Below are 25,222 nucleotides of genomic sequence, written 5' to 3'. Positions count from 1 at the left end.
ATACAAACGAATATAAATAGTTCTTATTTTTTTTATATATATTTTTTAGAAGTTTCCAAAAAATTATAATAGGATATCAATTGATCATTAAAAATTAATTTTATAGGAGTTTAAATGAGCGAAGTTAAGTCAGATATTCAAATAGCTAGAGAAGCTAAAATGCAACCTATAAATGATATTTTAGCAAAGATAAATGTACCTGATGAAAGTGCTGCTTTTAGTCCAATGGGAAGGCACATTGCAAAAATTAATTTAGAATATTTAGATACTTTAAAAAATAAACCAAATGGAAAACTTGTATTAGTGACAGCAATCACTCCTACTCCAGCTGGTGAAGGAAAAACAACAACTTCAGTTGGTTTAAATGATGGATTAAATAAAATTGGAAAAAAATCTATTGTTTGTTTAAGAGAACCAAGCCTTGGTCCCTCTTTTGGAATGAAAGGTGGAGCAGCAGGTGGTGGTTATGCTCAAGTAGTTCCAATGGAACAAATTAATTTACATTTTACTGGAGATTTTCATGCAATAACATCAGCTCATAATTTGCTGTCAGCCTTAATTGATAATCATATCTATTGGGGAAATAAATTAGACATCGATGTTAGAAGAATTGTTTGGAAAAGAGTAATAGATATGAACGATCGTTCTTTAAGATCTATAAATATAAATTTAGGTGGAGTTGCAAATGGTTTTCCAAGAGAAGATGGTTTTGATATAACAGTTGCATCTGAAATCATGGCAATCTTTTGCTTATCAAATGATTTAGAAGATTTAGAAAAGAGAATAGGAAATATTACAATTGCCTATACTAGAGATAGAAAACCTATTTATGCTAAAGACTTAAAAGCACAAGGACCAATGACGGTATTATTAAAAGATGCAATTAGACCTAATGTTACTCAAACTTTAGAAAATAATCCTGCAATTATTCACGGTGGCCCTTTTGCAAACATTGCTCATGGCTGTAATTCTGTAATTGCTACAAAGACTGGATTAAAACTTGCTGACTATGTTGTTACAGAAGCTGGATTTGGTGCAGACCTTGGTGCAGAAAAATTCCTTGATATTAAATGTAGAAAATCAGATTTAAAACCTAGCTGTGTTGTAATTGTTGCAACTATTAGAGCATTAAAAATGCATGGTGGTGTAGCAAAAGATGATCTTAAAACAGAAAACGTAGAAGCCTTAAAAAAAGGTTTGGTTAACCTTCAAAGACATGTGGAAAATGTAAAGAAATTTGGTTTACCAGTTGCAGTAGCTGTTAATCATTTTATTAAAGACACAGATAACGAAGTAAAAGCATTAATAGAATTTTGTGACACTATTGGAGTTAAAGCAAGTCTTTGTACTCATTGGGCAAATGGTGGTGAAGGTACAAAAGAACTTGCAAGTCATGTTGCTGAATTATGTGAGAAAAAAGAGGATAAATTCAAATTCTTATATGAGAGTAAAACTCCTCTATTTAAAAAGATAGAAACAATTGCAAAAGAAATTTACAGAGCAGATGAGGTTATTGCAGATACTAAAATTAGAGATCAATTAAAAAGCTTTGAAGATGCTGGATATGGTGACTTTCCAATTTGTATTGCAAAAACTCAATACAGCTTCTCAACAGATCCAAGCTTAAAAGGTGCACCAACAGGACACTCTTTACCAATTAGGGAGATTAAACTTTCTTCTGGAGCAGAGTTTATTGTTGTTATATGTGGAGCCGTTATGACGATGCCTGGGTTACCAAGAGTTCCAGCTGCAGACTCGATTAAGCTAAATAAAGACGGTGAGATTGAAGGTCTATTTTAAAAATTAGTTACGTAGATAATTAATCCAGTTTCTAACTTCGCATGTCCTATTATTAAAATCTAATAGTTCGTTTTGAGATTTTATATAAGAGATATGGTTTTCATACTCTTCTTCATTTAAAAAATTTTTATTTACAAATAGTCGTTCTTTACGACCTTCAATAAGTTTAAGCATCTGAAAGTACTCATAATCAGGATGATACTGTAGGCCAATAATTTCGGAGTTTCCTGCATTAAAACTAACACCCATTACATTGTTAACTTTATCACTTGATAGAAGAATAGCATTTTTTGGTAATTCACTTACTTCATCAAAATTAAATGCTGGTGATGTAAAAATCTTTTTTTTATCTTTATAAATAAAATGCTTCTCACCTTCATTGTTAATAATTACATCTGATGCAATTCCAATATGGGCACCTTTTTTTCCAGGGTTTACTTTGCCCCCAGCCGCTGTTGTGCAGACTTGTAACCCCCAACAAATAGCTAAAATCTTTTTTTTTTGAATAAAACAATTTGATGCAAAATTAATATGTTTCTTAATCACATCTGTCATATCATTTATTCGCATTGCACCACCGGTAAACACAATTCCATTATATTTATTCATATCTTTTAGAGCATTCGCTGTCTCATCATCATGACCAGGGTTTATAATTTCAGTAATTGTAGATGGTTCTATTTTTAAAATTAAGTTTTTTAAGTTATCTGCCGCAGAAGCTCCAGCTGCTTTAATAAAAAATTCACTATCTTCTCTAATATTTCCTTCAACAATTAAAATATTCAAATCACTCATTTAAACAATTCACCTGTCATACTGTGCTGGTACATTATCCTCATATCATCCTCAGTTAATTTTTTTGGATTTCCTCCAGTAGATGGGTCTGCTAAAGCCATTTTTGATAATTTATCAATATCAAAATCTTTTTCATCAATCACTTCTGATAATTTATGAGGCATATCTAGTTTTTTTCTTAAATCTAAAACCCAATTAACAAAACCATCAAAAGATCTATCTTTAAGTTTTAAAAAATCAGAAATCTTAATTATTTTCTCTTCGATAACATCTTTATTAAATGTCAAAACATAAGGCATGAATATTGCATTCGATAAACCATGATGAATATTATTTAATGCATTTACTGGGTGACTTAATGAATGAATTGCTCCTAGTCCTTTTTGAAATGCTGTTGACCCCATACTAGCAGCTGTTAGCATGTTTTGCCTTGCTTCAATATTTGATCCATTGTTAACTGCTTCAAGTAACCATTCATTAATTAATCTCATGCCCTCTAAAGCAATTCCATCAGCCATAGGGTGGTATCCTGGAGCACAATATGCTTCCAGGTTATGAGCTAGTGCATCCATACCAGTTGCAGCTGTAATCTTTGCAGGCAATCCAACTGTTAAAACTGGGTCCAAAATAACTATTGAAGGTAAAAATTTAGGATGGAAAATAATATTTTTTACACCCGTTTCTTCATTTAATATTACTGATGCTCGTCCTGTTTCAGAACCGGTGCCTGCAGTTGTGGGTACAGCAATAATTGGTGCAATTTTATCAGGGTTTGCTTTAGTCCAGTTATCACCAACATCCTCAAAATCCCAAATAGACTGTGTTTGACCCGACATAAATGCGATAGCCTTACCAACATCTAAGCCACTACCTCCACCAAAAGCTATTACTCCATCACAATTATTTTTATTATAATAATCAGCACCTTCAGTTACATTGGTGCCAGTTGGGTTCCCAACAACATTTGAATATAATTTAACCAAAATCCCATTTTCTTTTAGGTTGTTTAAAACATTATTTACAATTTTTGATTTAGCTAGACCACTATCAGTTACTAGCAATGGTTTATTAATATTTAAAGTTTTACAAGCAATACTTAAATCTTTAACTCTGTTTTTGCCAACCCACATTGTTGTTGGATAATTCCAATTTGAATTCATGAGTTAATCTCTTTCTAATTTTTCTTTTTTTTAATTTCTTCTTCACAAAATTTTTTAGCTTCTTCAAGATCAACAATTTTAGATTTAGATAATTTTTGGCTTCCTGCTAAACAAGCATCTACAGCTCTTTTAAGATTATGATCGCTAAAATTTAAAATAACTACCATTCCAAGTATTATAAAAAAAAATATTAATATATTTTTTACCATTTAATTTCTAATTTTTTATTTTCACAAATAGTTTTTAACATACTAAACATAAGTGGGAAGTCGTTTTGATCAAGTTCTTCTAAAATTTTTGGTCCAATCTCTAAAGCAAGTTGTGCTCCTTCAACTGTAATATTTTTCATAAACTTTTCTTTAGCATCTTTATAAAGATAGCCTTCTCCTAAATATTTACCCATTAAACTATTTCTTCCACCTATTGCACTGACATATAAATCACCCAAGCCAGCTAGACCATAAACTGTATCTGTTTTGCCTCCATAGTAAGAAACAAATTCTACCATCTCAGAAATTGATCTATGAATTAATGAAGCAGATGTGTTTAAATAATACTTAGATTGAATTTCTTTTGAAGCTTTAGAGTTACTCAATCCCTCAGAAGCCCCAATCAACATTGAATATATATTCTTAATTGCACCAGCTAATTCTACACCTGTTAAATCATCTGAAGTTTCTGTTGAGTAATAATCAGTTGATATAAATTTTTTTAGTTTTTCAGTTTCTTTAATGTTTGGATTGGCAATAACTGTACCTGTTCTCATTTTATTTGCAAGACCAGCTGCCAAACAGGGACCTTTAATCGCTGAAACATTTACTTCAGTTTGACCTTGATTTTTTAGAAGTTTTTTAATTTTATCTGAAAGTGTTATTAATTCATTATCCTCTATGGCCAAACCTTTTGTTAATAAAATAATGGGAATATTTTTTTTATAATTTTTTGATATTTGATTAACAAACCATTCAATTCCTATAGAACTAACTCCAGCAACAATTATATCTACCTTATCTTCAAGTATTGATCGTAATTTTTCAAATTTTTCTACCTTCAATTTTGATGGTAATTCAATATTTAAAGCTGGATGGAAATTATTATTTAATTTAATTTTATTTATTAAATCATCTTCTAAATGTGTACCAACAAGTGTTACTTCATTCTGGTTTTCAAGGCATGGAACAGCGAATGCTGACCCCATTGCTCCAGCACCAATAATAATAATTTTTTTCATAATACTGTATTTTTTTATATTAACTTTTAGCATTTTGTTGATAAAGTACAGTTATAAATTTATTAGGGAGAGGTGATTTTATGACAAAAGTGGCAATTATTGGTGCTGGACCTTGTGGTTTATCTGCTTTGAGATCTTTTGAACAAGCTGAAAAAAAAGGTGAAAAGATACCTGAAATAGTTTGTTTTGATAAACAAGAAGATTGGGGAGGCTTATGGAATTACAGTTGGAGAACAGGTTCTGACCAATACGGAGACCCTGTACCTAACAGTATGTATAGATATCTTTGGTCAAACGGTCCTAAAGAATGTCTAGAGTTTGCAGATTATTCATTTGATGAACACTTTGGAAAACCAATTCCATCTTTTCCACCTAGGGAAGTATTGTACGATTATATTTTAGGTAGAGTTAAAAAAGGAAATTTAAAAGATAAAGTCAAATTTAATACGTCTGTTACCAATGTTTCTTATAATGGTAAAAGTTTTGAAGTTTCTTATCGAGATAAGATAAATAATAAAATTTTAAAAGATATATTTGATTATGTGATTGTATCAACGGGTCATTTTTCAGTCCCTTTCATTCCAGAATACCCAGGAATGAAATCATTTCCTGGAAGAATAATGCATTCTCATGACTTTAGAGATGCAGAAGAATTTAGAGGAAAAAATGTTGTTGTCTTGGGAAGTAGTTATTCTGCTGAAGATGTTGCTCTTCAGTGTCATAAATATGGAGCAAAAAGTGTAACCATAGGCTACAGACATAATCCAATGGGATTTAAGTGGCCTAAAGGAATGAAGGAAGTTTTTCACTTAGATAGACTTGAGGGCAATAAAGCAATTTTTAAGGACGGTCATGAACAAGAAACAGATGCTGTTATTCTTTGCACTGGCTATCTTCACCATTTCCCTTTTTTATCTGAAGATCTTAAACTTAAAACTAGCAATAGATTGTATCCACCAAAATTATATAAAGGTGTTGTTTGGCAAAATAATCACAAACTAATGTATTTAGGTATGCAAGATCAGTTTCATACTTTTAATATGTTTGATTGTCAGGCTTGGTATGCGCGAGATGTTATAATGGGAAAAATAAAAATTCCAAATGACTCAGAAATTGAAACAGACATAAATAAATGGGTATCGATGGAAGAAAAATTAGAAAATCCAGATCAAATGATTGATTTTCAAACTGAATATACCAAAGAACTCCACTCTTTATCTGATTATCCTAAAATTGATTTTGAATTAATCAGAAAACATTTTAAAGAATGGGAACATCATAAAGTTGAAAATATTATGACTTATAGAAATAAATCTTTCTCTTCACCGGTAACGGGATCTGTTGGACCAGTTCATCATACACCATGGGAAACTGCAATGGACGACTCTTTGAAAGTTTTTTTAGATCAAAAAAAATAAATATTTAATATTTAATTTATATGATATTTGTAAAAAACCTTAAATCTGTCTCTGATCAAGATTGGACAACCACGGATAAATACCCAGGAGTGAGATGGAAATTTTTAATTGATAAAGATTTTGATGGGAGTTCTGGACTATCACTTGGTTATGCTGAAATAGCACCGGGAGGTGATTTAACTCTTCACTATCATTCTCCTGATGAAATATATGTGATTACAAATGGTGAAGGTATATTAAATAAATCAGGTGATTTAGAAAAAATCAAAAAAGGTGACGTTGTATATATTGGCGGAAATGAAAAACACGCTTTAAAAAATAATGGAAAAGAAACTTTAGAATTTTATTGGATTTTTCCAACAGATCGTTTTTCAGAGGTTAAATATCTAAGCTAACTTAACCCAAGGTGTTTCTTTCGCTGATCAACCCAAGTTCTAATTAAGTTATCAAATATCAAGCCAATAAAGGCAACGCAGAGTCCTAGTGTTAATCCTATACCCGCTCCATTTTTGTCCGACAAGGCCTTAAGAATATATTGACCTAAATCTTCTGTTCCAATAAATGCACCGATAATCACCATGAATAGAGCAAATACTATTGTTTGATTTAAACCAAGCATCATATGAGGAAATGCTAAAGGAAATTCTATTTTGAATAATCTTTGAAATTTTGTTACACCCGACATTGTTGCTGCATCATGTAAGGCTGCAGGAACACTTCTTAATCCCTCAATGGTATATCTTGTTGCTGGAATAGTTGCGTAAACTATTACCGCAATCAATACCGACGTATCTGTTATTCCAAAAAGCATCATTACAGGTATTAAATATACAAATGATGGAAATGTTTGAAAAATATCACAAACACCCAACATAAAACTTGCTGAATTTTTATTTTGAAAACACAAAGTGCCAACTGTAAATCCAATTATACAAGATATGACAACTCCAAAGGTTGCCATATAAGTTGTAACTAAAGCTCTATCCCACCATGGACTTAATGCTATAAATAATGTTAATCCACAAACAATTAAAGCAGAACGAATGCCACCTATTATATATCCTGCACCAACAACCAAAACTAATGTGGCTACAGCAGGCATTCTTAAATATAAAGCACGCATTGGCTGAAGCACATCTACAATTAACCAAGTATTAAATGCTTTTATATATACAAAGAATGTATCAAAAATCCAATCAACCCCTTTGTTCCAAAAATCAGCTGTCGATATTCCTTTGTTATGTGGAATTTCAAAAAAATAATTAAAACCTTCTTTAAAGTAAAAAGATCCAATGTATGCAAATACAATCCCTAATATTATAGCTACAATAAAAAAGAATGTATTTTTATGACGTTGAAAAAAAGTTAAGTTTCCAAAATAATCAATTTGTTTATTAGCCCAAGCTAAAGACATTTTGTCTAATAAGATTGCAATCAGGCTTATACATAGTCCAGCTTCTAACGCTAATCCTATGTTTAACTGATTTAAAGCTAGTAATAAATTAAATCCTAAACCTTTTGCTCCTATAAAAGCTGAAATAACAGCCATAGAAAAGCAAACCATGATAACTTGGTTAACGCCAATTAATATATCTCTTCTGGCTGTTGGAATTAATACTTTAGACATCAATTGCCAATTACTACATCCACTCATTTTACCTGCTTCAATAACCTCTGGGGATATACCTCTAAGACCCAATAAAGTTAGTAGTATCATTGGCGGTACTGCAACAACCATAGTTATAATTACAGCTGCATGATCACCAACTCCAAAAAGAACAATTGCTGGAACTAAAACTGCGTATTGAGGCATAGTCTGCATTACCAAAAGTATTGGATATAAAGCTTTCTCAACTCGTTTACTTTTAAATGCTGCAATCCCTAGGCCTAAACCAAAAATAAATGATAAAGGTGCTGCAACTAATATAAAAGAGAGTGTTTGCATCGAAGGTTTCCATTGACCAAAAATGGAAATATAAATCATGACTAAAGCAGCAAATAACGCAAGACCCTTACCACTAAGTTTATAAGCTAAAATTGTTGCCCCTGCTGCCACGATTGTCCATGGTAACCCTGGTAATTCTGCCCAAGGATTAGCGTCAATCCAGTCCCAACTAGAAAATGCAACAATAGTATTAAGCCCACCTAACAAAAACTCTCTTATTAGCTCAATAAGAAAAGTCATAAAAGAAGTTAAATTTCTAGTGATTTGCAGCACTAAGGGTCGAGTTTTAAACTCTTGAGTATCTTCATTCCAAAACTCCATTGGCATCCACTCATTCATTAAGAAAAATAAAGAGTCATTTATCCAAATAGGAAGCCACCCTAGAAGCGGTGGTAATCTCCAAAAAACATCAAAGGCATAATATCTTACCTCTTTACCAAATAAGACGTATGAACTTTGGTTAGGATCTTTAATAAATTCTGCTTGTCCTCTAATAAAATTGTATGTTTCGGGAACATCAATAGCAAAACATAGTGCAAAAAATACAATTAATAAAAATAACCACTGAAATAATTTGGGATATTTTTTAATAAATTCCATATTTTAATTGTTATTTTTACGTCCTCCAAAAACTGTATTAATTATTTTTGATGGATTAATAGAACCTACAATTTGATTATTTTCATCTACTACAGATACTGTTTTTTCTTGAGTTAGAATTTTTTCTGCTACATTTTCAATAATTTCATCTTTTGAAACTTTTAAATCACTTAAATTTTCTTTTGTAATTACGTCCATTACATCTTCAATTAGCAGAACTTTTTCTCTAGGGACTTCTTCAGTAAATTTTCTTACATATTCTGTTGCGGGATTTAAAACAATATTGGCTGGTGTGTCTAATTGTTCAATAATACCGTCTTTCATAATCGCAATTCGATCCGCTAGTTTTAAAGCTTCATCAAAATCATGGGTAATAAACATTATTGTTTTTTGTAATTTTCCTTGAAGTCTTAAAAACTCGTCTTGCATTTCTTTTCTTATTAATGGATCTAACGCCGAAAAAGGTTCATCTAAAAACCATATGTCTGGTTCAACAGCTAATGATCTGGCGATACCTACTCTTTGTTGTTGACCTCCTGAGAGTTCTCTTGGAAAATAGTTTTCTCTTCCATCAAGACCAACTAATTTTACCATTTCCATTGCTTTACTAATACTATCTTCAGTTTTAATTCCTTTAATTTGAAGTGGAAAAGCAATGTTCTCTACAACTGTTTTGTGAGGTAATAGAGCAAAACTTTGAAAAACCATTCCCATTTTATTTCGTCTTAGATCAATTAGCTCTTTATTGTTTAGTTGAAGTAAATCTTGCCCTTCAATAAAAATTTTTCCACTTGTTGCATCTGTTAATCTAGAAATACATCTTAATAAAGTTGATTTACCTGAACCAGATAAACCCATTACAACTAACATTTCTCCTTTTAAAACTTCAAAAGAAGCATTATTAACGCCTACAATACATCCGTTATCTTGAAAAGTTTTTGCATCTACATTGCCATTAGATTCATTAAGCATTTTTTTGGCATTTTCTCCAAAAATTTTATAAACGCCTTCACATTTGATTATTGGATCGGACATAACTTGTAATTAGGTTATACGAAATTAAGATAAATTAAAATCGATATAATTATTTTTTTCCTCCTTAAAAATTTTTTATATAATAAACTCTTGTATCAATTCCTGTGCTTAAAAAACTTAAAGCTTCACCACTAACAGTAATTGTTTCATCAACACCAACGTTTTCTCCACTCACTACAAATCCTGCAAAACATTTATTCTTTTCTTTGTCCCATTTTACAAATGTATCACTTATTTGATTACCATTCATTGTGTAAAGCTCATGTGCTCTAAAGTTTAAAAAATTTGCTCCCATTATTGCACGTTGTGGAATAAGCTTTGTAGCATTACAAACTTTCTCATAAACTTCATCAGTTAGTCTAAAATGATCAGTCCCATCAAAATATACTAAAATTCCTGAAGGAAGACTTGAAATTAACTTGTCTAGTTTTCTTGTTTCAGCAACTCTTTCTTCCTCAATTTTCATTTTTGCAACAAGCTCGTCTCCTTCTCCAAAAATGTTATTCAAGATAGCAAAAAATAAAATTACAATTATCATTACGAGTGTCAAACCACCAAATTCTTTAATACTACCTGGTAACTCTTTTATTTTATGTAAATAATTTTCTTTTAACATTACTCTTGTAACTTTCCATTAACCCATGTTCCTGATTTTTGTTTTCCATCAGACCAAGTAAAAGTACCTTGGCCGTTCATAAAGCCTTTTTTCCATTCACCTTCATATGTTGAGCCATCAGGAAAACTTAGAGTGCCTATGCCACTCCACTCACTATTTTTAAATTCTCCTTTATAAATATATCCATTTGGCCAGGTTTCAGTTCCTTGACCATGTTTTTTGGTTCCAACCCACTCACCTTCATATGTTGTTTTGTCAGTGTAAATCCATTTCCCATAACCATTTTCACAATTTCCTTCTTTACATCCAGTGCTTCGCGCAAATGCTGAAGATATAATCAACAAGCTTAAAATTATGCTAATGAGATATTTTTTCATTTTAATATTTTACACAAAATTCATTAAAAAAAAAATCAAACTTTTTTCTCTTTTTTGCTACATGAATAAAAAGAAATTTCTTTTTCAGAGTTTTTGCTTTTAATATTTCGTGTAATTTCATGAATTAATTCTCCAGATTTTCTATCTATAATAGCTGACTCTGAATATTTTTTTTCTTGATCTATGGATTTAAACAAAATTATATTTTTATTTACAACTTTAACATTTAATTCTTCAGATTTTGAAAGAAATAAAGATAATCCATTTACAAAAAGTTCTTCTGGTTTTGATGCTATAATTTCAAATTTATCAAGACCCTTTTCATCCAAATCTTTAGCTAAAAATGTTTGATAATTGTATTCTAAATTTTTTATTATTTTTTTTTCTAAATCACATATAAATTTTAAATCTATATTTTCTTGAATATTTATATCTTTAGCAAATGAAAGATTGCCAAAAAATAAACTAAAAATTATTACTGCTAGATATCTGATCATTTTATTAAAAAAAAATCTCCCCCAACTTTGTTGGGAGAGATTCAAATTTAAAAGCTTTACCCTTATTTAGTAAAAGCTTTCCAAACTTTTTTGTTCTTTTTTAACCATGCTTTTGCAGCATCTTCATGAGTCATTTTGTCAACGTCAACTAAAGCTGCCATTGCACCAATTTGACTTGTAGAGAATGACATTTTTTTGAATGCCGCAGCTGCTGCTGGATGAGTTTTTGGAAAATCAGCATTTACTGCTTTTTTCAAATAACCATCTGGCGAACCACATTTACCATCTCCACCGTCTTCTGGTCTACAACCAGCTGTGTATGGAGGAAAATCGATAAATGTAAAACCAGCACCATCTGTAAAGTTTGGTGTCCAGTTGAAGATAATTGTTCCTCTTCCTTCTTTTTCAGCGGCTGATAACTCTGCCCAAAGTGCATCTGCACTTCCAGCGAATTTAACCATCCAAAGATCACCTAGGCCTAAAGCGTCAACCCTTTGAGGTATCAAATCTCCATGCCAAGTTTGTGGACCTTCAAGCATTCTTCCTTTTCCACCTGAGTCAGGTGTTACGAAATTTTTCGCACAATCAGGATTTTTTAAAGCAGTCCAATCTGGTAGACCTGGACATAATCCTTTTTCAGCAACCCAGTTAGGATAACCCATATCCTCTAGAGTTCTTGCTTCGTGATCACCCCAATCAAGTAAACCACCTTTGTCTAATGCTGTAGTAAATGACTTACCAAAAGCAGATTCCCATACTTCATGAGAAATAGATACGTCACCAATTCTAATTGACTCGTATACTGCTTGAGAGTCAGCATTTACATAGCTAACATTATTACCCATACTTTCGAAAATTCCACCAATAACATAAGCCATTACAATTTGACTTGACCAGTTATGAGTTGGGATTACGATAGGTTTTTTACTATCTGCTGCGTTAGATATTCCTGTAAAACTTACTACAGTAATTATCAGAGCAGATATTAATGATGTTATTTTTTTCATTTTTTCTCCCTCTATTAATTTAATCTTTAAAGTATGTTCTTAATTAAACTTCTAGTCAACTCATTTTGATTATATTATGTTTCATATAAAATATATAAAAAGCTAAGTAAATGTTAGGAACTAGCAGAGATATCAATAATCCAGGTTTAAGGATTTTGCCACCAGGAGTTGAAAGATACTTCGTCAAAGGTGGTGGCTTATCTGTAATAGAAGTTTTTCCCGAAGATAAAGTTGAAATAATTAATGAAGAAGGAAAACAAATTTGTGAAATAATTGTCTTTGACTCAATTGGCAAACCTGATTTGTCAATTTTAGATTTAAAAGAAAATTCAAATGCAGATTTCTCTAAAAGAACAATTGCAAAAGATGAAAAAATTTCAAAAATTTTTAAGAAAAGAAATCTAAATCTTAAACAAGCTAAATCATCAATTATATTCAACGAAGATTGTCTGATGGGAGAAAAGATAACACTTTCTTCAAAAGATAAATGTTTTGTTTTAATAGCAGCGCCTGGTGACCCGCTAAATGTTCATGAGCAAAATCCACCAACAGATTTAACAATTTTTGTCAATAGAGCAAAATTTTCAGAAACTGATGAACAGTTTATTTTACCAGAGCCTTTAAGTGATCCTATTGTTGAGCAACTTATTAAAAGAAGAACTGCTGAAACTTACGAAGTAAAAGCTGGAGAATATATTCAAATTATAGACACAGGTGGAAGACAATGTTCTGATTTTTTAGCTTTTGATACTCATAAATTAAATGATGGTATTGAAAGTATTATTGACGATAAAGCAACAAGAACGTTTATGGGTAGCGCATATCCTGGACCAGGATTGTTTTCAAAATTTTATGATGGAGATCATGAAGCAATGGTTGAGGTAGTAAGAGACACAGTTGGAAGACATGATACTTTTAATTTAGCTTGTACTTCTAAATACTATGAGGACCTAGGTTACATGGGGCACATCAATTGCACTGATAATTTTAATAAAGGTTTAGAAAAATACAATATAAGTGCTCGAAAAAGTTGGTCAGCTATAAACCTTTTTTTTAATACAGCAATTGATGCTAACAATGTTGCAACATTTGATGAGCCATGGTCAAGACCTGGAGATTATGTTCTGTTTAGAGCATTAAAAGATTTAACGTGCGTTTCATCTGCTTGTCCTTGTGATGTTGATGCTGCTAATGGGTGGAACCCTACTGATATATTTGTTAGAACTTACGGAAAGAATAATAAGTATTCAAAAGCAATTGCATTTAGAATGAAAACAGACTCAGAACCAAAACTAACTCAAGAAACAGGTTTTCATAAAAAAACATCTGAACTAACTAGAAATTTTGTTGAATACAAAGGTTTTTGGTTAGCAAATAATTTTACTAATTCAGGAACAATAAAAGAATATAACGCCTGTCGAGAAAGTGCGATAGCAACAGATCTTTCTCCACTTAGAAAATTTGAAATCCTGGGTCCTGATGCAGAAAATTTAATGCAATACACTTTAACAAGAAATGTTAAAAAATTATCAGTAGGTCAAGTTGTCTACACTGCAATGTGTTATGAAAATGGATGTATGTTAGATGATGGTACATTGTTCAAATTTGGACAAGATAATTTTAGATGGATTGGTGGAGATGAATACAGCGGTGAGTGGTTAAAAGAACAGGCTAAAAAGAAAAATTATAAAGTTTGGATAAAATCTGCAACAGACCATATACACAATATTGCTGTTCAAGGACCTAATAGTAGAAAAATTTTAGAAAAATTTGTTTGGACGGCCCCTATCCAGCCCTCAATAACCGAACTTGAATGGTTTAGATTTAATATTGCAAGAATTGAACATGAAACAGGAACACCTATTGTAATTTCTAGAACAGGTTACACTGGGGAACTTGGTTATGAAATATGGTGTCATCCAAAAGATGCTGGTGAGGTTTGGGATAAAGTTTGGGAAGCTGGAAAAGAATTTGACATCACACCTTTAGGTTTAGAAGCTTTAGATATGGTTCGAATTGAAGCTGGACTAATATTTTATGGATATGAATTTGATGATCAAACAGATCCTTTTGAAGCTGGAATTGGTTTTACTGTTCCACTTAAAACTAAAGAAGATGATTTCATTGGCAAGGAAGAATTAATAAAAAGAAAAGCTAATCCTCAAAAAAAATTAGTAGGTTTAGAGCTTATTGGTCACGAACCAGCTGTTCATGGTGATTGTGTTCATGTTGGTAGAGCACAAATTGGAGTTATAACGAGTGGAATGTTGTCACCAAAGCTTGGTAAAAATATTGCGCTTTGTAGAATTGATGTAAAATATTCTGAAATTGGAACTGAAGTTGAGATTGGTAAATTAGATGGGCACCAAAAAAGAATTGGTGCAAAGGTTGTTGCTTTTCCTTTCTATGATCCAACAAAATCTAGAGTAAGAGCTTGAAAATGCCCAAAGATAAAAAAACTCTTTTAATTTTTTGGGAAGACCAAATGAAACAATCTCATACATCAAGTAACTATTTTTTTAGAAAGTCTCCTTCTCATTATCATATGATGTTATTAGTTATGTCAGCTTATAAAGAACAAACAAAATTGTCTGTTGAAGAATTAAAAACAAAACTTTTTAAAACTTCTAGACCAAAATCTGCATTAATCATTACTGAAGCTTGCGAAAAAGGATTCTTTCGCCTTGAAAAAACTTCAACTGATCAGAGAATAAAAAATATAGTGCCAAGTGAGTCGTTTATTAATGAGTTTAACGATTATTTAGATACACTTAAAAACATAAGCTATTAGCCATTAATTTATCAAAATTACAAAGTATATATCTTTTATATATAATTTTTAGTTCTATAAAAAATTATATTAATTACTATTACCAAAAAATAATGTTTTGATATGTCAACATTACCTACAAAAGCAAAAGTAGTTATCATTGGTGGTGGTATTCATGGATTGAGTACTGCTTGGAAACTTTCAGAGACATATAAAAATCCTGGTGACATTGTTGTCCTAGAAAAAAAAGATATTGCAGCTGGGGCAAGTGGGATTGCGTGTGGAGTTATTAGAAATAATTATTTTCAACCAGCCATGAGAGAATTAATGGCACACTCAGTTTCTGTTTGGGAAAGTGATCCAAAAGCATTTAAATATAATGCGGTAGGATATTTACAAATTTCTCCAGAAGTAATGCATGCAGATGTAGCAACAATTTACGAACAACAAAAAGCAATTGGATACGATTCAGAATTTATTGAAGGTGAAAAAGATTGTATGAATTATATGAAGGGAATGTTTGATGACTGGCAAGCTCAAGGCATCACTTCAGTTCTCCATGAAAAAAAAGGTGGTTATGCATTTAATAAAGATTCTATCAAAGCTCTTGAAAATAAATCTACTTCAAATGGTGTTCAAGTAATGAAAGGTATTAAAGTTACAGGTTTTAAAAGAGGTAGCAATAGTAAAGCAGTTACTGGAGTTGAAACTGACAAAGGAACTATTGAGTGTGAGCAAGTAGTAGTTGGTGCTGGTCCTTGGGCTAGAGATTTTTGGAATATGTTAGAACTTCCAAAAACAGCAAATATCAAGGGTAAAGATGGCAAAATGCACGAAACTGATATGTGGACATATTGGATGCTTCAAGAAGGTGTGATTGGTGTTGAGCCCGACTTTTTAAAAATGAACAATGGAAAACAACCTCCTGTGATCCATGTTGACTCTACTGCTCCACTATATTCAGATAAAACAAAAAAATTAATCACTGATAAAATTTGGGGAATTTATTACAAACCTGACATTGAAGGACTTGGTGTTCAAGGTGGAACGTCTCCTTACATAGTTGATAAACATTTTGATAAAGTGAATATAGATCCTTATGGAGTTGAATCTCCTGAATATCAAACTACAGAAGAATTCAATGATATGTGGTGTTCAGCTTTAGCGCATTGTCAAAAAAGATTTGAAGGAAAATCTGATCTTTATAGAAAAGGGCCGTCTGGTGGTCTTGGATGTATGACACCAGACTCGTTTCCAATCTTTGATAGATTTTTAGAGAACGTATATATGATTGCTGATGCTAATCACGGTTATAAAATGATTGGTGTAGGAGAACTTGTAGCAAAAGAAATTCTTGGTACTGAGAGTGATTTATTAAAACCGTTTAGATTCAACCGTTACGAGAAAGGTGAACTTCACCCTACATCGAACAGTCCGTTCCCTTGGAGTTAAACTTCAAGTCTAGACACTAATAAAAATTTCAGCTACCTTTGAATAAATTATAATTCATTGAGGGGTGAAATTAAAATGACTGATCTAGATAAACACGTTAACCAACCAGGCAGAGCTAAACTAGTAAAACAAGTTAGAGCAAAAATTGATGAGCTTGGTATTGAATATATATTTTTTCAATTCATATCAGTAACTGGTAGAGTTGTTGGAAAAGGAATTCCAACAGACCATTGGGAAAGAACATGTGAAAAAGGTTTTCAATTAGTTTATGGAGCAACTGCAAACTTATTTACAGATCGTCATGGTAGATACATAGGTTATGGACCCGAAGCAAAAGAGCTTGTAGGGATACCTGATCCGGAAACTTTTTGTCAACTTCCATGGGATAAAAAAGTAGCAAGAGTTTTTGTTACTTGTTTTAGAAATCGTGAAGAAAGAGAAAACCCAGGTGCTCATTTAACCTCTGATTGTCGTGGAAATTTAAGAATTCATGCTGAAGAATTTAAAAAAAAGCATGGCTACCAATTAAGAGTTGGAACAGAACCAGAAATGATGTGGTTAACTAAAAATGAAGATGGGTCTCCAACAGGTAAAGGATTTTCTAAACCTTATTGCTATCACATAGATCAATTTGAATCTTTAAGACCTGTATTTATGAAAGTTTTCGAATATGCTAGAGCAATGGGCTTTGATATGATTCAAGGTGACCATGAGGATGCACCAGGACAACTAGAATTAAACTGGATGTACGATGATGTTTTAAGAAATGCTGATAGACTATCAACTTACAGACAAATTTGTGCCCAAGTTGCTAGAGAATTTAATTTAATTGCTTGCTTTATGACAAAACCTTTTATGGGTGTGTCTGCAAGTGGTTGCCATACAAATATGTCTTTATGGACAGGTGGAAAAGATGTTGTGAATAAATTAAGTCACAAATCTTTGCCAGGAATGGACCATGTATTTACTTATGTTGAGGGTGGAACAAATACATTCATGCCAGATACAAAAGATGTTCAGTTACCTGGTAAGGTTGGTCTAAAAGCAATTGGTGGTGTAATGAAACACCTTGGTGCTTTAACTGCAATTGGTTCTTCAACTGTAAATTCATATAGAAGATTATGGGACACAGGTTTTTGGGCTCCTGTTTATGCTGACTGGGGATATCAAAATAGAACATGTGGATTAAGAGTTTCTGCCCCTGGAAGATTTGAATATAGATCGGTAGACTCAATGCATAATCCTTATTTAATGGGTTCAGGATTATTAAAATCTTTTGATGACGGAATATCAAATAATATTGATCCTGGAAAACCAGAATCTAGAAGTATGTACGAAGCTCAAGCAGCTGGTAAAGAAGTCAAAAAATTACCTTTAAGTCTTGGTGAGGCTCTTGACCGTTTAGCTGAAGACGAAGTTATCAAATCAGCTATGCCAGATGAAATGTATAAAGTGTTTCATTGGTACAAAAACGATGAGTGGGAAAGATTTTTAGGTGCAACAACTCAGTGGGATTTAGATACTTATCTGGACTGCCTACCGTAGTCTTTAATTATAAAAAGGAAAATATATGTGTGGAATAGCAGGATTAATACATAGAGGTAAATCATCAAATGTAGGAAGTGAGCTGCAGGGAATGCTTCAGGCTCTAAAACATAGAGGGGAAGACTCAACTGGTTACGCTTTATACGGTGATACAGATGGTAAAAATTTTATCATGCGCTTTAAAGTTGGAGAAAATGTTGGGGAAGGAAGCTCATCAATAATGGAAGAAACTTCAGTTTATGATGAAAGAAAAAAAATTGTTGATCAATATCTTTCTGAGATGGGTGCAAAAATTCTTAAGGAAGAAAGGATTTTACCCTACTCTTTAAGATATGAACTTGATTATAGCGCAAAAGATTTACTTTCATTTTCACAAAAAATTGAAAGTATTCCAGGTGTGGAAATACTTTCTATGGGGAAATCATTAGAAGTGATTAAAGATTTAGGTAATGCTAAAATGGTTTGTGATAGATATAATTTAGATAAAGTGGTTGGAACTCATGCAATTGGTCACGCAAGAATGGCAACGGAGTCTGGTGTTGATATTAAATCAGCACATCCTTTCTGGGGTTATCCTTTTAGTGATGTATCCGTGGTTCATAACGGACAATTAACTAATTACTGGAATAATAGAAGACTGTTAGAAAATAAAGGTATGAGATTTATGTCTGAATGTGACTCAGAATTAATTGCCGTTTATATTGCTCAAAAGATGAGAGAAGGAGCAAGTCTTGAAGAAGGTATGAGGGACTCTTTAACAGGTCTTGATGGAGTATTCACTTATTTTGTTGCAACAAAAGACTCGTTAGGAATGGCAAAAGACACTATGGCAGCAAAACCTTTGGTTCTTTATGAGTCAGATGATTTAGTTGCAATGGGTTCAGAAGAAATAGCGATCAGATCAGTTCTTCCACAAGAAATTGATACATATGATCCATTTGATGGAGAGGTAAAAGTATGGCAAATCTAAAAACAACCGAGAAAAAATCAAAAGCCCAGTCAATGGGTATGCACACAGAAGTTTTAACAGGAAGAACTCAACAAAAGTTTTTTAATCCTGATGAAGCAGAAAACTTTTATTACTTTGGCACATATGATGTTGATTTTAATAAAAGAACAGAGCTTGATGTTAAAGATATGACTGCTCCAGACGCAAATAAAGAAATAGATAATTTAATGAGCCAAGGCTATGGAACAATTGTTATAAAGAATCCTCAAGGAAAACACAGTTTAGGTGTTGGGATTCTAAATAAATTAAACTTAATTTTTGAAGGAAGCTTAGGTTATTTTGGTATGGGTTCATGCGATGGTCCAACTGTTAGAATTAACGGTAGAGTTGGTTGGTCTTGTGCTGAAAATTTAATGGCTGGTAAAGTAGTTATTGAAAAAAATGCAGGATCTTGTTTCGGCGCTGCTATTAGAGGTGGAGATTTAATTTGTAAAGGTAGTGTTGGTGCTAGAACTGGTATTGATATGAAAGGTGGAACTATCATTATTGGTGGTGATGCTGGTGCATTTACAGGTTTCATGATGCAAAGAGGGAGAATAATTATTCTTGGAGATGTTGGAATAAATTTAGGTGACTCTATGTATGATGGTACAATTTTTATTGGTGGCAGTATTGGATCTTATGGAAGTGATGCAGTTGACGCTGAACTTACTAAGAGTGATCAAGACTGGTTAAGAAGAAAATTAAAAGTTGCAGAAATCGGTGAAAATTTTGATGTAAGTAAAATGAAAAAAATTGTAGCTGGTAAAAAATTATGGAACTACGATAATTTAGAACCTACTGAGAAGAAAGGAGCAATTTAATGCCTAAGAAAAAAACTAAAAAGAAAAAAAGTAATGGAAGTGTTGGTGGAAAAGCTGATGTTCATGCCTACGAGGAAGGTAAAAGAAATAAAAGTTTATTAGGTCATAATGCTATTTTTACTCCTGAAGTAATTGACGATATTCACATAAAAGCTCAGTTAGGAAGATACAGAATGCGTGGAATGGCATTGATGAAGAAAATTCCAACATTTGATGATTTAGTTTTCTTACCTGGAACACTTACAAGATTTGTAATTGAAGGTTACAGAGAAAAATGTGAAACAAAAACTGTAATTGGTCCAAGATGTGAAAACCCAATTGAACTTGATATACCTGTTTACATTACCGGTATGAGTTTTGGAGCACTTTCTTATGAAGCTAAAACTGCTTTAGCAAGAGGAGCTACTATGGCTGGTAGTGCTACTTGTTCTGGAGAAGGAGGAATGATACCTGATGAAAGAAGATATTCTGAAAAATGGTATTACCAATGTATCCAATCAAGATATGGATTTAATCCACACCACGCTCAACTTGCAGATGGAATAGAGGTTTTCATTGGTCAAGGTCAAAAAGTTGGAATGGGTGGACACTTAATGGGTCAAAAAGTAACTGATCAAGTAGCTGAGATGAGATCATTACCATCTGGTATTGACCAAAGATCACCTGCTCGACACCCTGACTGGCTAGGTCCAGATGATTTAGCTTTAAAGGTTGAGGAATTAAGACAACTTACAAAAAATAAAGTACCAATTCAATTAAAGCTTGGTGCATCAAAAGTTTATGATGATGTGCGTATGGCTGCAAAATGTGACCCTGACTCTATTTATTTGGATGGAATGGAAGGTTCTACAGGAGCTGGCCCTCACATTGCTGCTGCAAATACTGGTATTCCAGGAATTGCTGCAATTAGAGAAGCTAGAAGAGCAATTGATGATGTCGGCAAAACTGGAAAAGTTACTTTAATTTACGCTGGTGGTATAAGAGATGGTGCTGATATGGCAAAAGCTTTGGCATTAGGTGCTGATGCAATTGCAATTGGAACTGGATCTATGATCGCTTTGAATTGTAATAAAGATATCCCTGAAGCTAATTTTGAAAAAGAAATGGGTGTAAAAGCTGGTGAGTGTTACCACTGTCATACTGGTCGTTGTCCAGTTGGTGTTGCAACGCAGGATCCTAAACTAAGAGCTAGATTAAATCCAGATGATGCTGCTTTAAGAGTTTACAACTATCTTCATTCAATGACGTTAGAAGCTCAACTTTTGGCTAGAGCGTGTGGTAAAACTAATATCCACTCTTTAGAGCCTGAGGATTTAGCTGCATTAACTACAGAAGCATCTGCTTTAGCAAAAGTTCCTTTAGCTGGAACTAACTACACTGTAGGTGTTGATAACTATCACAAAATATAGAGGTAAATATGGCTAAGAAAAAAACAAAAACTAAAGCAAATGTTAAAAGTAAAGTTAAAAAAGAAAAAAAACTAAAACTTGGTACTTTTAAAGAAACAGCTAGAGAAAAGTTAATTGGTCAACATATCGGTTACAGATATGATGTAAACTTACTTCCAGATTATAAAAGAGTAACTCCATTTCTTAAAAAATATGTGGAAGCAATGGGATGGGATGATCTTAACTGGTTAGAAGACGTTCATATGGGTTATGAAGAAGGAAGACCAGCAGTATTTTGTAGAAATGCAAATGGTTGGGTTACAATTCCAAAATCTATTAAATTACCGAACAACCAACAAGATAGAGATATGATAGCAAGAGAGCTTTTGGTTAAATTTCAAATGTCTCCAAAACACCCTCTTGTTGATTTGAAAAAAGCTTACTTAAAATTTTAATATCTCAATCTATAGTTGTTTTTATTTTACAAACTTGTTGTGAGTATTGAGTTTTTATAGATTGTTTCATTTGTCACACTCTTAGAAATCTCATAAGCTTTTTAAAAAACTAATATGGGAGAGAGAATATGACTGATCAGTTAGGTGCTCTTACAACTATATTTACAGAGTTTTACTATTGGGTAACAGTAGTACTGATGTTTTTAATTCACGTCGGTTTCTGTATGTATGAAGTTGGAGCTTCTCGATACAAACATCACCAACATACTTTAATGAAAAACACAATGCTGATACCATTGGTTACAGTAACTTGGTTTTTCTTTGGTTGGTGGATTTACTGGGCATTTCCAACAGGACCAGGAATTGCACCTTCAATAATGAATGAGAGTACAGCGTTAATTACTGACGATAGCACTTTTAGTGCTAAATGGTATTTAGCTAACTCAGAATTTATGGCGATCAATTTAGGTGATCACATAAGTGGAGTATTCTGGGCTGCATTCTTACTATTTTCATGGACAGCTGCTTCAATCGTCTCTGGAGCAATCATTGAAAGAATTACAACTTTTGCATTTGGAATTTTAGCAATTGCAATTGGTTCGTGCTTCTGGGTGATTGATGCTGCTTGGGGATGGCACTTTGATGGATGGATGCTTAAAATTTTAGGGTATCATGACGCTTACGCATCAGGAGTAATTCACGCAATTGCGGGTGGATTTGCTTTAGGTGTTCTAATCGTTTTAGGACCTAGAATTGGAAAATTCTCATCTAGTGGTGAACCAAGAAATATAGGACCAAGGAACCCATGGCTAGTTACAGTTGGATTATTTTTAATCTATACTGGTTTCTGGGGATTTTATGCGGCATGTAATATACCGATATTTGATCTTGGACCTGAATATGGAATGGAAGGTGTCACGTACTGGACAGCAACAAACATATATGTAACCCCTACCACGCTGAGTGGAATTACCTTTAACTTCTTGATGTCATTATCAGGTGGATTATTGGCTGGATACGTGGTCGCCAAAGGTGATCCGTTCTGGACATACTCAAGTGGACTAGCAGGTATCATCTGTGCATCTGCAGGTAATGATTTGTATCACCCGATACAAGCAATGCTTATTGGTGCGATCGGTGTAGTTATTGCATATAAAATGCATTACTGGGTTGAACGTAAGTTCAAAATCGATGATGCAGTTGGTGCAGTAGCAGTGCACGGTTATGCAGGGTTTGTTGGTCTTGTAATTTGTGGATTTGTTTTAAATGGCTATCCTTCATCTGGATACAGTGTTGGAGCTATGTGGGACGGATCAACTTATGCATCAATCAATCCATTGGGGCAATTCTTAGGAGCAATAATTATGTTTGGTGTTCTTGGAATGCTACCGGGTTATGTAATAGCTAAAGTACTTCATGGAATGGGTAAATTAAGAATACCTCGTGAAGTTGAAATAGCTGGACTAGACTATGAAATAATGGAGGACGATAGAGAAGCTGAAAAAGCAGTCGCCTCTTCAACTAGGTAAAGGAGAAAAATATGGCTACAGTTACAAACTGGATAGATCATTTAAGTGCAAAAGAGGTTGTCGGAGCAGTTTATCCGGGAGCTGGATCCACTGAAACTTTACTGGTTATTCTTGGTATAGTTTTTTGGATTGGCTGGCATGTTTTGACTGCTAAATCTGAGAGTGAAAAACTCTCAAGGTTAGCTAGAAAAAGACATGGTGCTAATGATCATAAAAGCAATATTACCGATTGGTAATTAAACTTAAAATTTGGGCGCTACTTGAAAGTGGCGCCCTATTTTATAATCTTTAAATATGGCTGACAATAACAACGAAGAATTGAGACCTACTAAAATGAGGGGTGTTGTTTTTCCTAAAGCAAAATATGGAGTAATATTAGCTATAGTAATAATAATTGTTGTAAATTTAATTTATTATAAGGAAACTATCTTTTCACTATTTAGATAATAATGTTAACTTAATTTATGCCTAAAAATTTATTCAAAATCGCAAAAGAGAAAAAAATTAAATATTTTCTAATAAGTTTTGTTGATTTATTTGGTGTACTTAGATCAAAATTAGTTCCTGCTCATGCTATAAAAGAAATGCAGAGTGCTGGTGCTGGCTTTGCGGGGTTTGCTGCATGGCTTGATATGTCTCCAGCAGACTCAGATATGTTTGGAATACCAGATCCAGATAGCTTAATCCAATTGCCATGGAATAAAGAAGTAGGATGGTTAGCTTCTGACTTATGGATGAATGGCAAGCCAGTTGAGGCCTCACCAAGAGTAATGCTTAAAAAACAAATTCAAAAACTTAAAAAACAAAATTTAATAATGAAATCAGGTGTTGAATGTGAATATTTTTTAATTTCACAAGATGGTAACTCAATTGCAGATTCAAGAGATACTCAATCAAAACCTTGCTATGATCAATCGGCATTAATGAGAAGGTATGATTTAATCAAAGAAATTTGTGATTGTATGATTGAAATGGGATGGGGCCCATATCAAAATGATCACGAGGACGCTAATGGCCAATTTGAAATGAATTGGGATTATGACGATTGCTTAAAAACTGCAGATAGACATACTTTTTTTAAATATATGGTTAAAACAATATCTGAAAAACATGGTCTAAGAGCAACTTTCATGCCTAAACCATTTGAAAATTTAACTGGAAATGGCTGTCACGCACACGTTTCAGTATGGCAAGGTAATAAAAATAAATTTTTAGATAAATCAGATAGTCTTGGCTTAAGTAAAATGGCTTATAATTTTCTTGGTGGAGTAATCAAAAATGCATCTTCTCTTTCAGCTTTTTTTAATCCAACAATTAATAGTTATAGAAGAATAAATGCTCCACCAACAAAATCTGGTGCTACATGGTCACCTAGTAGTATTTCTTATACAGGAAACAATAGAACTCATATGATTAGAATACCTGACCCAGGTAGATTTGAATTAAGATTAATGGATGGATCTGTTAATCCATATCTGTTACAAGCAAGCGTATTAGCTGCTGGATTATATGGTTTAAAAAATAAAATCGATCCAGGAAAACCACTTAATTGTAATATGTACGAGGACCACGCAAAATATCCAGATTTACCAAAATTACCTAATGAGTTAAGTCAATCATTAGAGCAATTAAAGAATAATAAAGAAATGAATGAGGCCTTTGGTAAAGAAACAATTATGAGCTATATCAAACTTAGAAGTTTGGAAATTAGAGAATTCCAATCCAAAGAAAGTTTTGATAAGACAAAACCTATTTCAAAGTGGGAAAAAGATAATACTCTAGATTGTTAG

General features: G+C 32.8%; 25 protein-coding genes. 15 read left to right on the top strand and 10 right to left on the bottom strand.

Translation table 11 applies throughout. From position 1 onward, the window contains the following. Positions 1–114: 114 nt before the first annotated feature. The gene (locus AC5SLO_RS01530; RefSeq protein ID WP_494573451.1) at positions 115–1,800 is read left to right on the top strand and encodes a formate--tetrahydrofolate ligase; all 1,686 of its coding nucleotides are present in this window, start codon (positions 115–117) and stop codon (positions 1,798–1,800) included. Positions 1,801–1,803: 3 nt separating this feature from the next. Here AC5SLO_RS01530 and AC5SLO_RS01525 read toward each other — a convergent pair whose 3' ends face one another. Genes AC5SLO_RS01525 through AC5SLO_RS01510 form a run of 4 tightly spaced genes read right to left on the bottom strand, consistent with a single transcriptional unit; the run spans position 1,804 to position 4,986 of the window. Beyond that, entirely contained in the window at positions 1,804–2,595 is a 792-nt protein-coding gene (locus tag AC5SLO_RS01525; protein WP_494573450.1) for a type 1 glutamine amidotransferase, read from the bottom strand. Beyond that, positions 2,592–3,755, bottom strand: coding sequence for an iron-containing alcohol dehydrogenase (locus tag AC5SLO_RS01520; protein WP_494573449.1), 1,164 nt, complete (start codon positions 3,753–3,755; stop codon positions 2,592–2,594). Before AC5SLO_RS01520 ends, AC5SLO_RS01525 begins: the two co-directional genes overlap by 4 nt. A 14-nt stretch (positions 3,756–3,769) precedes the next feature. Beyond that, positions 3,770–3,964 carry a hypothetical protein gene (locus AC5SLO_RS01515; RefSeq protein ID WP_494573448.1) on the bottom strand — a complete coding sequence of 65 codons (195 nt, stop codon included), beginning with the start codon at positions 3,962–3,964 and terminating at the stop codon, positions 3,770–3,772. Continuing rightward, on the bottom strand, positions 3,958–4,986 hold the full coding sequence (locus tag AC5SLO_RS01510) for a 2-dehydropantoate 2-reductase N-terminal domain-containing protein (protein WP_494573447.1): 1,029 nt from the start codon (positions 4,984–4,986) through the stop codon (positions 3,958–3,960). Before AC5SLO_RS01510 ends, AC5SLO_RS01515 begins: the two co-directional genes overlap by 7 nt. Before the next feature lie 80 nt (positions 4,987–5,066). On the opposite strand from AC5SLO_RS01510, the gene AC5SLO_RS01505 reads away from it, so the two are divergent. Then, positions 5,067–6,404, top strand: coding sequence for a trimethylamine monooxygenase (locus tag AC5SLO_RS01505; protein ID WP_494573446.1), 1,338 nt, complete (start codon positions 5,067–5,069; stop codon positions 6,402–6,404). Positions 6,405–6,424: 20 nt separating this feature from the next. Beyond that, on the top strand, positions 6,425–6,799 hold the full coding sequence (locus tag AC5SLO_RS01500; protein WP_494573445.1) for a cupin domain-containing protein: 375 nt from the start codon (positions 6,425–6,427) through the stop codon (positions 6,797–6,799). On the opposite strand, the gene tmoV is transcribed toward AC5SLO_RS01500, so the two are convergent. The 6 genes from tmoV to tmoX all read right to left on the bottom strand — a co-directional run bounded on the left by tmoV (position 6,796) and on the right by tmoX (position 12,481). After that, positions 6,796–8,949, bottom strand: a complete 2,154-nt coding sequence (gene tmoV, locus AC5SLO_RS01495) for a trimethylamine N-oxide ABC transporter permease protein TmoV (RefSeq protein ID WP_494573444.1) — start codon at positions 8,947–8,949, stop codon at positions 6,796–6,798. The two genes, AC5SLO_RS01500 and tmoV, sit on opposite strands and share 4 nt — an antisense overlap. Positions 8,950–8,952: 3 nt before the next feature. Beyond that, on the bottom strand, positions 8,953–9,984 hold the full coding sequence (gene tmoW, locus AC5SLO_RS01490) for a trimethylamine N-oxide ABC transporter ATP-binding protein TmoW (RefSeq protein WP_494573443.1): 1,032 nt from the start codon (positions 9,982–9,984) through the stop codon (positions 8,953–8,955). 64 nt (positions 9,985–10,048) lie between these two features. Further along, a complete protein-coding gene (locus AC5SLO_RS01485) occupies positions 10,049–10,600 on the bottom strand; it encodes a hypothetical protein (RefSeq protein WP_494573442.1) in 552 nt (183 codons plus the stop codon). Continuing rightward, the gene (locus tag AC5SLO_RS01480; protein WP_494573441.1) at positions 10,600–10,977 is read right to left on the bottom strand and encodes an MORN repeat-containing protein; all 378 of its coding nucleotides are present in this window, start codon (positions 10,975–10,977) and stop codon (positions 10,600–10,602) included. Before AC5SLO_RS01480 ends, AC5SLO_RS01485 begins: the two co-directional genes overlap by 1 nt. Before the next feature lie 35 nt (positions 10,978–11,012). Further along, positions 11,013–11,474 (bottom strand): hypothetical protein, encoded by a 462-nt coding sequence (locus tag AC5SLO_RS01475; protein WP_494573440.1) that lies wholly within the window; start codon positions 11,472–11,474, stop codon positions 11,013–11,015. A 62-nt stretch (positions 11,475–11,536) separates the two neighbouring features. After that, positions 11,537–12,481, bottom strand: coding sequence for a trimethylamine N-oxide ABC transporter substrate-binding protein TmoX (gene tmoX, locus AC5SLO_RS01470; RefSeq protein WP_494573439.1), 945 nt, complete (start codon positions 12,479–12,481; stop codon positions 11,537–11,539). Between the two features lie 110 nt (positions 12,482–12,591). On the opposite strand from tmoX, the gene AC5SLO_RS01465 reads away from it, so the two are divergent. From AC5SLO_RS01465 to glnT, 12 genes are all read left to right on the top strand, one after another. Next, positions 12,592–14,919, top strand: a complete 2,328-nt coding sequence (locus tag AC5SLO_RS01465; protein ID WP_494573438.1) for a trimethylamine N-oxide demethylase — start codon at positions 12,592–12,594, stop codon at positions 14,917–14,919. Positions 14,920–14,921: 2 nt separating this feature from the next. After that, a complete protein-coding gene (locus AC5SLO_RS01460) occupies positions 14,922–15,272 on the top strand; it encodes a hypothetical protein (protein WP_494573437.1) in 351 nt (116 codons plus the stop codon). Positions 15,273–15,374: 102 nt separating this feature from the next. Then, complete coding sequence (locus AC5SLO_RS01455) at positions 15,375–16,703, top strand: NAD(P)/FAD-dependent oxidoreductase (RefSeq protein ID WP_494573436.1); 1,329 nt, start codon at positions 15,375–15,377, stop codon at positions 16,701–16,703. A gap of 75 nt (positions 16,704–16,778) precedes the next feature. Continuing rightward, the gene (locus tag AC5SLO_RS01450) at positions 16,779–18,248 is read left to right on the top strand and encodes a glutamine synthetase family protein (protein ID WP_494573435.1); all 1,470 of its coding nucleotides are present in this window, start codon (positions 16,779–16,781) and stop codon (positions 18,246–18,248) included. 25 nt (positions 18,249–18,273) lie between these two features. Next, positions 18,274–19,218, top strand: a complete 945-nt coding sequence (locus AC5SLO_RS01445; RefSeq protein ID WP_494573434.1) for a class II glutamine amidotransferase domain-containing protein — start codon at positions 18,274–18,276, stop codon at positions 19,216–19,218. Further along, positions 19,206–20,060, top strand: a complete 855-nt coding sequence (locus tag AC5SLO_RS01440) for a GltB/FmdC/FwdC-like GXGXG domain-containing protein (RefSeq protein ID WP_494573433.1) — start codon at positions 19,206–19,208, stop codon at positions 20,058–20,060. The genes AC5SLO_RS01445 and AC5SLO_RS01440 overlap by 13 nt, the downstream gene beginning before the upstream one ends. Beyond that, a complete protein-coding gene (locus AC5SLO_RS01435) occupies positions 20,060–21,469 on the top strand; it encodes an FMN-binding glutamate synthase family protein (RefSeq protein WP_494573432.1) in 1,410 nt (469 codons plus the stop codon). The genes AC5SLO_RS01440 and AC5SLO_RS01435 overlap by 1 nt, the downstream gene beginning before the upstream one ends. A gap of 8 nt (positions 21,470–21,477) precedes the next feature. After that, a complete protein-coding gene (locus tag AC5SLO_RS01430) occupies positions 21,478–21,903 on the top strand; it encodes a hypothetical protein (RefSeq protein ID WP_494573431.1) in 426 nt (141 codons plus the stop codon). Positions 21,904–22,031: 128 nt separating this feature from the next. Next, entirely contained in the window at positions 22,032–23,432 is a 1,401-nt protein-coding gene (locus AC5SLO_RS01425) for an ammonium transporter (protein WP_494573430.1), read from the top strand. Between the two features lie 11 nt (positions 23,433–23,443). Further along, positions 23,444–23,668 carry a hypothetical protein gene (locus tag AC5SLO_RS01420; protein ID WP_494573429.1) on the top strand — a complete coding sequence of 75 codons (225 nt, stop codon included), beginning with the start codon at positions 23,444–23,446 and terminating at the stop codon, positions 23,666–23,668. 58 nt (positions 23,669–23,726) lie between these two features. Continuing rightward, a complete protein-coding gene (locus AC5SLO_RS01415) occupies positions 23,727–23,879 on the top strand; it encodes a hypothetical protein (RefSeq protein ID WP_494573428.1) in 153 nt (50 codons plus the stop codon). 17 nt (positions 23,880–23,896) lie between these two features. Continuing rightward, on the top strand, positions 23,897–25,222 hold the full coding sequence (gene glnT, locus AC5SLO_RS01410) for a type III glutamate--ammonia ligase (RefSeq protein WP_494573427.1): 1,326 nt from the start codon (positions 23,897–23,899) through the stop codon (positions 25,220–25,222).

It is taken from the genome of Candidatus Pelagibacter sp. PS_44, assembly GCF_059417735.1.
Note: the sequence above shows the minus strand (reverse complement) of the source record. Positions and strands in the feature narration are given on the sequence as shown.